13 protein-coding genes are annotated in these 14,101 nt (G+C 56.8%); 5 read left to right on the forward strand and 8 right to left on the reverse strand.

What is annotated here, in order from left to right:
• The first annotated feature begins 88 nt into the window (after positions 1-88).
• Genes ACR0NW_RS13770 through ACR0NW_RS13785 form a run of 4 tightly spaced genes read left to right on the forward strand, consistent with a single transcriptional unit; the run spans position 89 to position 4,973 of the window.
• Positions 89-1,384: a flagellar hook-basal body complex protein gene (locus tag ACR0NW_RS13770; RefSeq protein ID WP_170653757.1), complete on the forward strand. Its 1,296-nt coding sequence runs from the start codon at positions 89-91 to the stop codon at positions 1,382-1,384.
• A 33-nt stretch (positions 1,385-1,417) separates the two neighbouring features.
• Positions 1,418-2,869 carry a flagellar hook-associated protein FlgK gene (gene flgK, locus ACR0NW_RS13775; RefSeq protein ID WP_480450749.1) on the forward strand — a complete coding sequence of 484 codons (1,452 nt, stop codon included), beginning with the start codon at positions 1,418-1,420 and terminating at the stop codon, positions 2,867-2,869.
• A 2-nt stretch (positions 2,870-2,871) separates the two neighbouring features.
• Positions 2,872-3,879, forward strand: coding sequence for a flagellin (locus ACR0NW_RS13780; protein WP_480450751.1), 1,008 nt, complete (start codon positions 2,872-2,874; stop codon positions 3,877-3,879).
• Entirely contained in the window at positions 3,876-4,973 is a 1,098-nt protein-coding gene (locus tag ACR0NW_RS13785) for a flagellar basal body P-ring protein FlgI (protein WP_480450752.1), read from the forward strand. Before ACR0NW_RS13780 ends, ACR0NW_RS13785 begins: the two co-directional genes overlap by 4 nt.
• A 27-nt stretch (positions 4,974-5,000) precedes the next feature.
• On the opposite strand, the gene ACR0NW_RS13790 is transcribed toward ACR0NW_RS13785, so the two are convergent.
• The 8 genes from ACR0NW_RS13790 to ACR0NW_RS13825 form a co-directional block, all read right to left on the reverse strand.
• Entirely contained in the window at positions 5,001-5,645 is a 645-nt protein-coding gene (locus tag ACR0NW_RS13790; protein ID WP_170653749.1) for a DUF1523 family protein, read from the reverse strand.
• Positions 5,646-5,656: 11 nt separating this feature from the next.
• Positions 5,657-5,923 carry a hypothetical protein gene (locus ACR0NW_RS13795; RefSeq protein WP_480450753.1) on the reverse strand — a complete coding sequence of 89 codons (267 nt, stop codon included), beginning with the start codon at positions 5,921-5,923 and terminating at the stop codon, positions 5,657-5,659.
• Positions 5,924-7,261 (reverse strand): DUF6638 family protein, encoded by a 1,338-nt coding sequence (locus ACR0NW_RS13800; RefSeq protein ID WP_480450755.1) that lies wholly within the window; start codon positions 7,259-7,261, stop codon positions 5,924-5,926. It lies immediately after the preceding gene.
• 78 nt (positions 7,262-7,339) lie between these two features.
• A complete protein-coding gene (locus tag ACR0NW_RS13805; protein WP_480450757.1) occupies positions 7,340-7,675 on the reverse strand; it encodes a hypothetical protein in 336 nt (111 codons plus the stop codon).
• Positions 7,672-9,603, reverse strand: coding sequence for an AAA family ATPase (locus ACR0NW_RS13810; RefSeq protein ID WP_480450758.1), 1,932 nt, complete (start codon positions 9,601-9,603; stop codon positions 7,672-7,674). The genes ACR0NW_RS13805 and ACR0NW_RS13810 overlap by 4 nt, the downstream gene beginning before the upstream one ends.
• An 86-nt stretch (positions 9,604-9,689) precedes the next feature.
• Positions 9,690-10,808, reverse strand: coding sequence for a hypothetical protein (locus ACR0NW_RS13815; protein ID WP_480450760.1), 1,119 nt, complete (start codon positions 10,806-10,808; stop codon positions 9,690-9,692).
• The gene (locus ACR0NW_RS13820) at positions 10,801-11,217 is read right to left on the reverse strand and encodes a hypothetical protein (protein WP_480450762.1); all 417 of its coding nucleotides are present in this window, start codon (positions 11,215-11,217) and stop codon (positions 10,801-10,803) included. The genes ACR0NW_RS13815 and ACR0NW_RS13820 overlap by 8 nt, the downstream gene beginning before the upstream one ends.
• Before the next feature lie 5 nt (positions 11,218-11,222).
• Positions 11,223-12,302: a hypothetical protein gene (locus ACR0NW_RS13825; RefSeq protein WP_480450764.1), complete on the reverse strand. Its 1,080-nt coding sequence runs from the start codon at positions 12,300-12,302 to the stop codon at positions 11,223-11,225.
• Between the two features lie 283 nt (positions 12,303-12,585).
• Here ACR0NW_RS13825 and ACR0NW_RS13830 point away from each other — a divergent pair, with 283 nt between their 5' ends.
• Positions 12,586-14,061 (forward strand): NAD-dependent succinate-semialdehyde dehydrogenase, encoded by a 1,476-nt coding sequence (locus tag ACR0NW_RS13830; RefSeq protein ID WP_170653735.1) that lies wholly within the window; start codon positions 12,586-12,588, stop codon positions 14,059-14,061.
• Positions 14,062-14,101: the final 40 nt, after the last annotated feature.

Raw genomic sequence — 14,101 nt, forward strand, 5'->3', positions numbered from 1 at the left:
ATCGCGTGGATTTTATCTGTTAGCGGGCTGTTAAGGGGACGTGCGGTATCTGTTGCGACAACAATTGACGCAACAGAAAGGCGTGCAGATGACCATTTCCTCTTCGCTGAATGCGGGCGTGGCGGCGCTGAAGGCCAATGCCAACAGGTTGGCCACCATTTCCGACAATATCGCGAATTCTTCGACGTTCGGGTACAAGCGGGTCGAAACGGATTTTCATTCCATGGTCACCTCCAGCTCTGGCGGCGCATATTCCGCTGGCGGGGTTCGCACGACAAGCCAACGCCTGATCGATCAGAGCGGATCTTTGGTCACTACCAACAATTCGACCGATCTGGCGGTACGTGGGCGCGGGATGTTACCGGTCAGGCCCAGCTCACAAATTGGTTCCGGCTCATCGCAGATGTTGTTGACGACCACCGGGTCTTTCCGGGCCAACGAACAGGGGTATCTGGTCACTGAATCCGGGTTGGTTCTTCTGGGATGGCCTGCGCAGCCAGACGGATCGATTCCCAGTGTGCCGCGCGACACACCTGCGGCACTGCAGCCTGTTCAGCTCAGCGTCAATCAACTGTCGGGATCGCCAACGACCCGCATGAACCTGCGGATGAACCTTCCTGCCACTGCGACCGAGGCCGGATCTCCCGGCGATACGCAGCCCCTGTCGGTCGAATACTTCGACAACCTCGGCAAATCTGAAAACGTCGATATCGAACTGGTGCCCACAGTTCCCGCAACTGGTACAAGCAACGAATGGACCATGACACTGCGGGATACCGCATCGGGCGGTGCCGTGATCGGAGAGTACACTCTGACTTTCACCGACAGCCGTACAGCCGGTGGAACCTTGGCCAGTGTCACCACCGTATCCGGAGGTGCATATGATCCTGCCACCGGAAGCTTCTTGGTCAACGTGGCGGGCGGCCCCATGGAGGTCAATATCGGCCAAATAGGTGACGCCAACGGCATTACCCAATTGTCGGACACGTTTGCCCCGGTTTCCATTACCCGGGACGGGTCCGCAGTCGGCACGATGACCAGCGTTGAAGTAGACGAAAACGGGTTTGTATACGCCTTCTATGACACCGGCATCAGCCGCCGTATGTTTCAGATACCGCTGGCGGATGTTCCCAATCCCAACGGGCTGACAGCGCTGGACAGCCAGACTTATGCCCCTTCCCGCGAAAGCGGCACGTTTTTTCTGTGGAATGCCGGGGATGGACCAACCGGTGATCTGGTCTCATTCGCGCGCGAAGAATCGACCACGGATGTCGCGACGGAACTGACCGCGATGATTCAAACCCAACGGGCTTATTCCTCCAGCGCCAAAGTCATCCAGACCGTTGATGAGATGTTGCAGGAAACAACTAATATCAAACGTTGAACCGGCCGGTGATCACAGATTGGAGTTAAGCCAATGAATATGTCTACGGCCCTGAACAACGCAATTGGCGGTCTGACCGCAGCCAGCCGGGGGGCTGCCGTTGTCTCGGGAAACATCGCGAACGCTCTTACGCCGGGATACGCACGGCGTTCACTGGAACTGGCGACCAGCCCGGTGTCGGGAAACGGCGTGCAAATCGTTGGCGTCACTCGGCATCAGGACCCGGTTTTGACGGCGAATCGGCGAAACGCGGATGCTCAAGCGGCGAATACGACTGCTGTATCAGGTTATTACACCAACCTCGAAAAACTTGTCGGGACGGCCGATGACCCCGGTTCGATCATCAACAAACTGGCAAATTTTGAAAGCAGTCTGATCACTGCCGCCAGCCTGCCGGGATCGAAACAGCGGCTCGACGACGTGGTAACGCAGGCAAAGAGTCTGGCGTCCAACATCAGTAAGGCGTCAGAGGGGGTGCGCCAGTTACGCTCACAGGCTGATCGGGAGATCGGCTCCGAAGTCGAAAAACTGAACCGGTCGCTCACTGATGTCGAGGCTCTGAACGCAAAGATTTTGACGATCCGCAATTCAGGCGGTGATGTTGGTGCACTGCTGGATCAGCGACAAGGTCTGATTGACCAGATTAACGAATTGATTCCCGTCAATGCGATCGCACGGGAAAACGACGGCGTATCACTTTATTCCGATGGCGGATTGATCCTTCTGGAAGGGTCCGCAGCCGAATTCACGTTTTCCGTCACTGGAGAGACTATGCCGCATATGTCGATCTCGAACGGGCTGCTGTCCGGGCTTGAGATCAACGGGCAGCCTGTCAGAACGACGGGCGAGAATTCCGGTATCCGCGGCGGCAAACTGGCCGCCCAGTTTGAAATCCGTGACAATCTTGCGGTTGAAGCTCAGGCGGATCTCGATGCGGTCGCGCGCGACCTGATTGAGCGGTTTGAGAACCCGGGCCTCGACCCGACAGTTTCGATCACCGACGCAGGCGTGTTCACTGATCGCGGAAGCAGATTCGATCCAACTGCAACGGTCGGTCTGGCAGAACGGATCGAAATCAATTCCCTCATAGATCCTGGGGTTGGCGGCGATAGCTGGAAACTTCGCTCCGGTCTTGGAGCGGCCGGACCGGGTGATCCCGGAAATGCCAGACAACTCAGCGCATTTGGCGATGCTCTGACCGAAGCGCGCCCGATACCGGGTGCGGCATTCGGAACCGCCAACATGAGCGCGGCCGAAATCGCTGAAGCGCTGATGTCCAAGGTTGGAACGAACGCCCATTACGCGTCAGAACAAAAAACGCAGGCCGCATCGGCACAACTGGAGATGCAGCGGATTGAGGCTGAACAGGGCGTGGATACCGACACCGAGTTGCAGCACATGATGCGGATTGAACAGGCCTATTCGGCCAACGCCCGGATTCTCTCGGTTGTCGATGAACTTATGCAAACACTGCTGAGGATTTAGATGTGACATTGAGTTCAATTGGCGATCTGGCACGAGGCCTTACCCTTCAGGCGCGTGGCCATCAAATCAAAACGGAAATCGAGACGCTTTCGTACGAGATGTCCTCAGGGAAGGTGCAGGGTATTTCCGCCCGGCTGAAAGGCGACTATTCGCACATTGCGGATCTGGAACGCGGTCTAACCCGTCTGGATGCATATTCCGTCGCGAATTCCGAAACCAAACTGTTGACTGATGGGATGCAGATCAGCCTGACAAAATTCGGCGACTCGGTGGCCGCCTTGTCCACATCTCTACTGGCGTTCGGCACTTCAACCCAGACCGTAACTCACGAACACGCAAGCGTTCAGGCCCGCAACGAACTGGATACTATGATATCCGCATTGAACACCCGTGTCGGTGGGCGCAGCCTGTTTTCCGGAACTGCCACGGATCAGACCCCATTGGCCAGTGCCGATACTCTGCTCAACACGTTGCGAAGTGAACTGACGGGACTGACAACGGCGGCGGATGTCCGGCAAGCCGCTGACAACTGGTTCAATGATCCAACCGGATTTGAGGCCATAATCTATCAGGGGTCGAACACTGACCTCGCTCCGATACGGATTTCCGACACCGAAGATATTACCCTGGCAATCAGGGCTGACGATCCGGAATTTCGCGATGCGCTGCGCGATGTGGCGGTAGCAGCTCTTGCCACGGACTCAGCACTGCCGTTGAGTACGGATCAGCGAACCGCATTGTTCAAGGATATCGGCGTTCGATTGGCGAATTCAAATGACAGAAATGTAGCCCTACGCGCCGAAGTCGGTTCTGCCCAGGCCCGCATCGAGAATGCGCAATCGCATAACTCGGCGGCTCAGACCAGCATTGAAATCTCCAGGAACGAACTGATTGGCGCCGACCCTTATGACACCGCAGCCCGATTGCAAACCATTCAGTTCCAATTGGAAAGCCTGTACTCTGTCACCGTTCGCAATGCGAACCTTTCTCTGGTGAATTTCCTGAGATGAGGGTTCTGTGTTTCCTGCTGGCTTTCCTGTTACCGGAATTCGCGTTCGCCGGGGCAATCCGCCTGAAGGACCTGGTGGATTTTGATGGCGTGCGCGGCAACGACCTTGTCGGGTACGGCCTGGTTGTTGGCCTAAACGGTACTGGTGACGGATTGCGTAATGCACCTTTCACCGAAGAGATCATGTCGAATATCCTCGAACGTTTGGGGGTCAATGTGAATGGCGAGGATTTTCGACCCAAAAACGTGGCCGCCGTTCTTGTTACTGCCAACTTGCCACCTTTCGCGCGCGTCGGAGGCCAGATCGACATCACCGTCTCGGCCATCGGAGATTCAAAAAGCCTGCTAGGCGGCACGTTGATCATGACCCCTCTTAATGCGGCGGACGGACAGATTTATGCGGTGGCGCAAGGCACAGTTCTGGCTGGTGGTGCAGTCGCAGAGGGCGACGCGGCCTCGGTCGTACGCGGGGTGCCCACTTCGGGCGTGATCCCGGCTGGGGCGCGGGTCGAACGCGAGATCGACTTTGATCTGGATTCACTGACGCAGTTGCGATTGGCGTTGCGCGAACCGGATTTCACGACGGCGGGCCGCATTGAAACCGCTATCAACCGCGAATTCAATCGCGCGGTTGCCGTCATGCGGGATTCCGGAACCGTCGAGCTGAACGTCGAAGCGACCAGAGAATTTTCAACCGCGCATGCGATTGGCCGGATCGAAAATATTCTGGTCGAGCCCGAGCGCAAAGCCCGCGTCGTCGTCGACCAGAGGTCGGGCACAATCGTTATGGGCGACGATGTAAGGATTTCGCGCGTTGCGGTCTCTCAGGGCAATCTGACCCTTCGTGTCGAAGAAGCGCCAATCGTTATACAACCCAACCCCTTTGCTGACGGGCAAACTGTTGTCGTTCCCAGAACCGTTGCCGAAATTGAAGAGGACGAAGGCACCGGATTAGCGGAACTGGCCGAAAGCACGACCTTGTCCGAGGTCGTGGCCGGGTTGAATGCACTTGGCGTTTCACCTCGCGACATGATCGACATTCTGAAAACGATTAAAGCTGCAGGTGCCTTACATGCCGAGTTCGTCGTTAGGTAGGGCCGTTTACCAGGAAACGCCTGGCGGTTATTTCGATTTCCAACTGTCCAGCCACCTGCGCAGCCTGCCGCGCCGTTCCTCGATGGCGTCCCCGGCCGCATACAGGCCGTCCTCGACATTTTCGATCATGGGATCAATACGCGACACCCGAAAGCGGCGCCAGCGAACATGAATGGCCCAGGCGATTGCGGCAAATATGGTCAGGAAAATAATGTTGAACCAGGGGATGATCCGAACATCGGGATCCTCGACCTGCCAGAGTTTCACGGCGTTTGGGAAGATCGACAAAAACTCGCTGCGCCATCCGTAATGGCGCACCGCGACCCAACGCGGTGCCTCAGTCGTTGATTTCAGATCCGCCGCTTCAGCCTGCAGATTTGAAGAGTTCAGTTTGAAATAGGGTGGCCAACCCCAGCCGGTATCTTCGTTCCGATAGACCATGACCTTACCATTGGCCTTTCGCGTTTGAATGAAAAACACGTCGCGGTTCGGCGTGGTCGGATCGCTGCCAACGTCCTGAACCGACCAGAAGATGCTGTTTTCACCCGGATCAATCCGCTTTTCATAAGTGTCCGAAATGCGAACGATGTCGTGCTGCGGCAGGGTGTAGTTCAATACCGATGCAATGGTGCCCCAGAACAGGATGACGATAGCCCATTTGATGTAACGCATTTGCAGAAACCTTACATGAAATTAGTGACATAGATCAGGATCGCGATCAGCCCCAATGGCACGATATAGACCCCCAGGATCAGCTTGCGGCGAAAGGAATTGTCGTATTTTTTCAATCCGCGTTCAACAAAAGCATCCCGATCGCCCGTCATGCCCTTCTTCTCCCAATGCGCAATCAGCTTTCCGCGACGAACCCAACGAGAATAGAGCGACACCGCGACATAGACGATCGTCAGTACGATCAGCAGAGGGATAAGAAATCGCAGCGCGACGAACATTCAGTTACTCCTAACGGCACCCCACGGTCCGACACGCGAAATCATTGTTTCGCTTATCCGGTCCTCACCGCTCATGTCGGGTTCATGTCCGAACAGTGCGGCACGGGCGCCTGCCTTGTCCACCTGATACTCGCGCGCGAGGAAGTCGGCAACATAGGCTTTCTTGGTGTCCGGCCATGTGGCGAAAGTGCCGTAAAACAGCTCTTTATGGCAGATAAACATCTGGCGCGGGTCCAGAGGCGCAAGCTCGGCCAGCAACATGTTCACCAGATCGCGGTCCGGCGTATCGGCGGCGCGCAACGTATAGAAATAAGCCGGATGATCCGAAGTGATGCGCGGCCACGGCCCGCCATCCTTGGCCCAGCGCAACAGTTGCGCCAGACCGTGATAAGCCTCGGGCAGACGATCGGCGTGGTTGCGGGCGAGCCGCCGCATGTCGCCGCGATCCAGCCCCGTCAGATCAACTCCTGCATCCGCCGCCGCGTCGATGGTCAGAAAGTCCATCTTTTGCTGCAGGATCGCAGCGGCATCGACACCGCGCGCCTTGACGATGGGTTCGACCAGATCGTTGTAGCCCAGGAACTTTGCAATCTGGTTTCGCTGTGACAGGTCAAAGACATATTTGATTGGCAGATCGTCGGGTTTGTCACCCATACAGATCGCCGCCGGGTGATCCATATCCGGGAACAGGTACAGGCCGCCGAAATGCGCCGTCCAGAAGTTGCGCTGTTCAAACGCGGTATGGCCCAGGCGGACCGGATTGCGCGTCACGTCGCCCGTTTCCTTCGCGGTTTCGATCATCTTTGCAATCAGCACATCGTCGAACCAGGCGTCCTCTTCGGACTTGAAGCGTTCGACCATGCCCGCCAGTTGCTGAGCCTTGCGCAGGGTGCCGCCAGCGGTATCGGCCTCGATCTCGATCTTGCGCAGGTTCAACAGATCGCGCGGCGTGGTGAGCTTGATGACCGAGTTCACAAGCTCTCCGGCCACCGCATCGGTGGCGGTCAGGGCAAAAAGCTGTGCCTCGTTCATCTCGATGAATTCCCGCAAGATATCGCGCGAGGTCGAGAATTTGACGTTCAGCAGAGGCGCGCGCTTCTGCTCAGTCGTCAGCAGGATGAACTGTCGGTTGACCCCGTTGGGGTTGAGGTAAAGCTCGTCTTCCAGCTCAATCCCCACCTCCGGCGAATAGCCCGAGATATCGACGTGAAAATCCGTGAGCGCCGTGGTCTTGCCCGCCAGATGCTGCAGCGCGCGGTTATACCGCTCGACCAGGGCCGGACTGGAGATGTGGACGAGGTTGCCGAACATCAGGCCTTTTTCGATGAGGCGGATCATGGCACACCTTTTTTTGCACAATACTGTTGCGCAAGCTCGAACATCCTATGTTTCATGTTTCCTATTAACATCAAACTCTCATTCGCCCTTTCGCCCAAGAAGAAGCGCCATTAGCATCGTAGGCATTAAGAACACCGACATACAAATCGCTTGAAATTTAGCATATCCAACAAACTGCTCACGCGAAGCATTCCCGTCTAGGGTATCGGTTACGTCCGCAAATATTGCTGCCAGAACAAAACTTAACGCGACAACAGCAACAACGGCTGAAGCAGTGTATTTGACTGCGACAGGAAGCAGGCGTTCATTTCGATCAAAGGTTTCTTTCAAAGCTCTGTTTGTTCTCTTGCCAATCAATATTGAAAGAAGCACTCCGAGGATGAGTGGGAGCAGAAACGCTATAAAACTGATCACCCCTTCCCCTCCAAATACCGCCGCTTAGCTTCTTCCATCCGGCCCATCTCGCGGACGGCATTCTCGATGGCGACCTCGTCGCTCTTGTCGGCATAGCGGAACTCGCTGTCGGCGTAGCGGTTGATCTCTTGCATCACCATCTCGACCGTGATCGGCTGGCGCAGGTCCTCGATCATCGCCTTCTTGGTGTCGTAGTCGCGGAACAGGAACAGGTCGGGGTTTTCCATCCACTCGTCGGGCAGTTCGAAGTCCATCGCACGAACCTTGACCGCGTCGGTGATGTTCTTGATCGCGCGGCCGGTAAAGCGCTCATCGGCCTGTTGGATCGCCTTGAGGTAGGTGCCCAGTTTGGCAATCGTGTCCATCTGGCCGATATCGCCTGAAACGCGGTCATAGACCTGCAACAATGCGTCCTCATGCGGGCGGGAATGGCTTTCGAAACTGGCGGCGACGGCCTTTTTGATTTCCTGCGCGGCATAGGCTTCGTGTGCGCCCAGCGGGATGTCGTGGTTGCGCCCCATCAGCAGGTGTAGGATGTCGATGTAATCCTCGCGCGTTTGCGGCCCGTCCACCAAGAATCGCGCACCCGCCCGCTGGCGCAAGGCGTCGTCCACATTCTCGGGGTAGTTCGAGAACATGCCAAAGGTGCAGTTGCCACGCACGACGGTGTTGGCGCCTGCAAAGCTCTCCATCAGCACGGCGGTGATTTCCAATTGGCCGGCTGACGACTGCCGATCGCCGCGTTTGCCCGCCAGTTGGTCGATATCGTCGATGGTGCCGAAACCGATAACCGACGGGTCGATGATCGTGTTGATGAAAGCTTTGGCGTTCTGGCCGGATTTGCCCTGATAGCTGTCGATATTGTCGGTGCTCAGGTTCTGATAGCGGAACGGATAGCCCGCGTTCTGGCAATAGTCGTTGATCAGCCCGGCCATCATCTGGATCAGAGTGGTCTTACCGGTGCCCGGTTTGCCGTCACCCATGAAGGTGAAGATGAACCCGCCAAGCTCGGCAAACGGATTCAGGCGGCGGTCGAAGTCATAGGCCATCAGCATCTTGGCCAGCTTCATTGCCTGATACTTGGCGATATGGTTGCCCACCACCTCGTTCGGTTTCTTGAACGTCATGGTAAGCGTGGTGGATTTGGCCTTGGAGGCTGGTTCGAACCCCCGGATCGTCAGATCATCCGCCTCGATATGCCAAGCGGCGTTCTGGAATGGGGCCAAATGGCCAGCGGACTGGGCGCGCAGAGCGACCTTTTCCAACAGTTGCTCGGCATAGGCGCTGGCTGCCGCGATAAGGTGGGCATCGTCGGGGGCGTGCTTGGCAAGGGTCTGGTCCAGCTCCCACAGCGCGCCGTGCAGTGCGAGTTGGCCGTTGTCTGTCAGAACCTCTTCGATCTCGCCAATATCAACCGTAGTTTCGCCCAGATGAGAGGACATCAAATAGGCCAGCGCGTTGCCGAACGTATGGGAAGTGATCAGAGCCTCAGCCGCCAACAGTTCCGAGAATTCCGTCTTACGGGCGGCTGGCAAATCCCCGGCGAGGTTCGCGCGTTTCAGGTCGGCCAACGGGGTCTGTTCCGCATAGGCCTCGGCCACGGCCAAAGCGATTGCAATGGCGCGCCGGATCGCCTGCTGCACAGTCGCCTGCGGAGGAGAGACCAGCGTATCGCCATCATCTGACGCCTCTATCCGCTCGACCAGATGCACCCCGTCGGCGCGCACTGTGCGTCGGGTCACCAAACCCGGCGTGGTGGACCGAAACCGCCGGCCGGTCGATACCCCCGGAGACCGCGTAGTCGACGCTTCAGCGGCCTTGGCAATTCGGGGCGCATGTTCGAAACCGTTCAGCAAAGCGGTCGCCGCCGGATAATGCTTGCGAATATCCGCCTCACGCAATTCCATCTGATCTGACGTCAAACTCATTTGCTCAACCCTACTTATTCTCGTTCAAATTACGGTCGTCCCGCTGCCCGGCAGGACCCTTCCAGGGTCCGAACGGGGTGAAAATTTCAATATCGCAACACTTGCCCCGTCTTGCTGACGACGAACTTGTTCACATCGGCAAAACCCGGCGGGTTGCGTTCTGCCAGAACCTGAAACGGGCGCTGCGGCAGGATGATCGACCGCTGCGTGCGCGTGGCCCCGGTTTCGGCCCCCTGCCCGCCGAATGGGTCAAGGGCAAAAACCTCACGCTCGACGGTGGAAAACCACCCGGCGCGCTCTTCGATCACCTCTTCGCTTTCCAACTCCTCAGTGGTCCAGGCCAGCGCCCAGTCCTGCCCTTCGGGCGCCTGCGCATCTTCCAACACCTGGCGCAAAGGGCCGGATTGCTCGGTATAGACCGAGGAGTACATCGGACCCACATGGATGCGGCGCAGGTGTTTGGGGTGCAGGTCGTCGAAATCCTGATCGAAACCTTTGGCGATGGTCACCAGCTTCAACCCACCCAGCGCTTGCGCCATCAGATGCGCCTGCACCTCGGGCCAGCGGCGCTGATCCTTGGGCAACGCAGTTTTTCCGCTGTCCTCAAGCTGCATCAAATAAATCACGGGTAGGTTGATCTGGCTGTCATACACCGCCCAATGGATCAGGAATTTACGCCGCTCGCCGTCGTTCCCAATCCAATGGCATTCGGGATCGTTGCGAGCCCAAAAAAGCTGTCCTTTCAGCAATTCCTCGTAATAGAGCCTTTGGGACAGCGCGAATTGCAGTTTGGTGGGGATTTCCTGATCACCGATTATGGTGCGAACCATGTCGGTTTTCAGGTCGTCTTCCGAGGGCATGTTCGCCAGATGCACCTGCGCCTGCTGCGCGTCATTAGCCATGGTCAGCAGCTCAGCCGCTACCGGAAAGCCGCTGTCGCGCTTGTCCATGGCGAGACTGCCAAAAAACCGTCCCGTATCGCGCCCGACCAGCAAGTATTTCATCGAAAGCGCGCGGAAGGTATAGAGCAGCCCCGAAAGGTAACGCGAAATAATCCGCACTTCTTGCTTGCTAATCGCGCCCTCAGCCTCCATCGTCGCGGCCACGCGCAGAAGGTGGACGGTGATCACCTCGAATTTGCGGAAATACCGGCGCGAGGCGAAGGTGTCGGTCAGGCCGACATGGTCTTGGGTGGGGTTAGTCATTGGGAATGTCTAGGCGTTCTAGTCGCATTCTGCAGTCTTCTATCTGTCGATGGAATGCGAACAGGTAAAGGCCAATTGCGGCAGTAACCGTAAGCCCCCAATCAATAAAGTTCGACATCCCCCACATCATGACAATAAACAACCATGCATATTTTTTCAGGAACATACGCCAAAAACGCCTTGATTGGATTGCTTCCATAAAGCTCAATCGGCGATCAGGATCTACAAAGCCTTCCATTTTCGGGTTTAAGTAGATCGACATATACAAAGAAAGTGCGACCATGGCCCAAACCGCAAAAGCACTCAGATTTGGCATTCCCGAGGTCAAACCCACGACAAACGTTATTAAAAATGCGGTTAGCAACAACAAGGGAATAGTGTTCAGGACATCACGTGTTGAGTAGCGCAACTAGCTCAACCCCCATACAAATTCTTATCGTGCTTCTCGACAATCGACGCGAACCGGCGGTTAAAGCGTTCATCAGCCTTGGCCTTTTTCTCCAGCACATCGCGGGCAAAGACCATGTGGTCTTCATGCGCCTCAAGCATATCGGCCATCTTTTGGTTGGTGGCGGTACCGATGGCGGCCATCGCGGTCTGCGCCTCTTGGTCCGTCTGCACGCCGATCTCGTTGATGCGGTGCGCAACGTCCTGCTGCTGCGCCGTTTTCAGCGATTTGGTCAGGGCGTCATACAGGACCACACGCTGCTGGGTGTCTGTCTGCAGCTTGTTGATCAGCACCATCTGCGTCGCCGCCTGGTTCTGCAGTGAATCGACCCAGGTCTTGCCCTTTTCGATATAGCGCTCCAGCGTCTGGGACTTGGCCAGCTTGACCTGCTCTTCCTGAACCTTGGCGTTGTACTGCTTGTTCAGCTCGGCCAGTTCGGTTTCCAGCTGCGTCCGCGCGGCGGCGTCCTGTTCGACGCTGATCTTGTTTTCCAGCGTGATGATTGTCGGGTCCATGCCCTGAATCTCGGTGCGCAACGCCTCCAGCTCGGCCACGGTTGCTTCGCGGTCGTCCAGCGTGACGGTCAGGTTGTCCTCAACCTTCACGCGCTGCTCTTCCAGAACGGACAACTGACCCTCCAATAGCTTCACGATCACATCCGATTTGGCGATCAGATCCTGCAGCTTGTCGTCGATATTGGCCGTGCGCATCCGTTCTTGCCGCAGCGACTCGGACTTGCCCTTGGAAAAGATGCCGACGAACGATTCCCATCCGGTTTTCGAACGCATCTCGTCGAAATCCTTGGAAAAGGCGTTGGTGACGTCGTCCAGGCCCATGATCAGCTCGGCGATATTGGCGTTCATCACCTCGGTATGAGCATGTACATCCTCAAGCGTGGCGTTTTCGATGTCGATATCCGCCTCGGCGGTACCGATCTTGGCACGCGCCGCTTCGATCCGCGAGGTCAGCCCTTCGATCTGCGACTGACTCTCACGCACTTTGGCCTGAGTTTCCTGAATCAACGCGTCAAATTGCTGGTTCGCCATCTTTTCTATCCCTATTTTCTTTATTTACCCAATAAGATAGGGAATGTTACGGTCATTTACATCCCCTCGGGCCTACAATTCCCGCGAAGATTGGCAAACTCATCGACAAAAAGATAGACGAGATCGCATGTTGGCGGGTCTTTAAGTTTGAACACTTGATTAACTTAACATGTTAATAGTATTTTGATCAAATCTGGAGTGATTCCACATCCAGAGTGGCCATAGACAATTGCGTCGCCACCTGCTTGGGTGCGCGCAATCCAATTTCCGCCGGAGGCTTATCATGCTGGACGCAACAACCGATCTGAAATCGATCCTGAAAAACCCCGACCTGTTGGCAACCAAGGCCTATATTGGCGGCCAATGGGTGGATGGCGACAATGGCACATTCGAGGTAACCAACCCCGCACGTGGCGATGTGGTGGCCGAAGTGGCCGATGTCAGCCGCGCGCAGGTTGCGGGTGCGATTGCACAGGCGGAGGCGGCGCAAAAAGAATGGGCCAAACTGACCGGCAAGGAACGCGCGGCGATCCTGCGCCGCTGGTACGACCTGATGATGGAAAACGCCGAGGATCTGGGCAAGATTCTGACTGCTGAGCAGGGCAAGCCATTGGCCGAAGCCGTGGGTGAGATTGGTTACGGCGCCTCGTTCATCGAATTCTTCGGTGAAGAGGCCAAACGCGTCTATGGCGAAACCATCCCCGGCCACCAGCGCGACAAGCGGATCATGGTGCTGAAACAGCCGATTGGGGTTGCGGCCTCGATCACCCCTTGGAACTTCCCCAATGCGATGATCACCCGCAAGGCGGCTCCGGCACTGGCTGCCGGCTGTGCATTTGTCGCTCGCCCGGCCAAGGAAACGCCCCTGTCGGCGTTGGTGATGGCCGTTCTGGCGCATGAGGCTGGCGTCCCGGCGGGTGTGTTCAACGTGGTGCCCTCGTCCCGCGCCAGCGAGATCGGTAAGGAATTCTGCGAAAATCCCGGCGTGCGCAAGCTGACCTTTACCGGTTCGACCGAAGTTGGACGCATTCTGTTGAAGCAGGCCGCCGATCAGGTCATGAAATGCTCGATGGAGCTGGGCGGCAACGCGCCGTTCATCGTGTTCGACGACGCCGATCTGGATGCAGCTGTCGAAGGCGCGATGCTGTGCAAGTTCCGCAACAACGGCCAGACCTGCGTCTGCGCCAACCGGATCTATGTACAGGCCGGTGTTTATGACGCATTTGCCGCCAAGCTGAAGGCTGCCGTCGAAGCGCTGAAAATCGGCGACGGTCTGGCCGAAGGCACCACAACCGGCCCGCTAATCAACGACGAAGCGGTTGCCAAGGTGCAGGAACATATCGAGGACGTTACATCCAAGGGCGGCGCCATTCTGACCGGCGGTCTGCCACATGACTTGGGCGGCACCTTCTTCCAGCCAACGATCGTGACAGGCGTAACCCAGGACATGATGGTCGCACAGGATGAAACCTTTGGCCCGCTCGCCCCGCTGTTCAAATTCGAGGATGAGGATGACGTGATCGCCATGGCCAATGACACGATCTTTGGTCTGGCCTCGTACTTCTATGCCAAGGATCTGAGCCGCGTTTACAAGGTGGCCGAAGCGCTTGAATACGGCATTGTTGGCGTGAATACAGGAATCATCTCGACCGAGCTGGGCCCGTTTGGTGGCGTCAAACAATCCGGACTTGGCCGCGAAGGCAGCCATCACGGCATGGAAGACTATCTTGAGATGAAATACGTCTGCATGTCTGTCTGATCAGCTGGTGCCGCCGTTCTTTTGCAGCGGCGGCACTACT

This window comes from Ruegeria sp. CF5, from assembly GCF_056537325.1.

Coding starts and splice junctions, on each gene's coding strand:
- ACR0NW_RS13770 (WP_170653757.1), top strand. CDS start 89: ATGACCATTTCCTCTTCGCTGAATGCGGGCGTGGCGGCGCTGAAGGCC.
- flgK (WP_480450749.1), top strand. CDS start 1,418: ATGAATATGTCTACGGCCCTGAACAACGCAATTGGCGGTCTGACCGCA.
- ACR0NW_RS13785 (WP_480450752.1), top strand. CDS start 3,876: ATGAGGGTTCTGTGTTTCCTGCTGGCTTTCCTGTTACCGGAATTCGCG.
- ACR0NW_RS13790 (WP_170653749.1), bottom strand. CDS start 5,645: ATGCGTTACATCAAATGGGCTATCGTCATCCTGTTCTGGGGCACCATT.
- ACR0NW_RS13795 (WP_480450753.1), bottom strand. CDS start 5,923: ATGTTCGTCGCGCTGCGATTTCTTATCCCTCTGCTGATCGTACTGACG.
- ACR0NW_RS13800 (WP_480450755.1), bottom strand. CDS start 7,261: ATGATCCGCCTCATCGAAAAAGGCCTGATGTTCGGCAACCTCGTCCAC.
- ACR0NW_RS13810 (WP_480450758.1), bottom strand. CDS start 9,603: ATGAGTTTGACGTCAGATCAGATGGAATTGCGTGAGGCGGATATTCGC.
- ACR0NW_RS13815 (WP_480450760.1), bottom strand. CDS start 10,808: ATGACTAACCCCACCCAAGACCATGTCGGCCTGACCGACACCTTCGCC.
- ACR0NW_RS13825 (WP_480450764.1), bottom strand. CDS start 12,302: ATGGCGAACCAGCAATTTGACGCGTTGATTCAGGAAACTCAGGCCAAA.
- ACR0NW_RS13830 (WP_170653735.1), top strand. CDS start 12,586: ATGCTGGACGCAACAACCGATCTGAAATCGATCCTGAAAAACCCCGAC.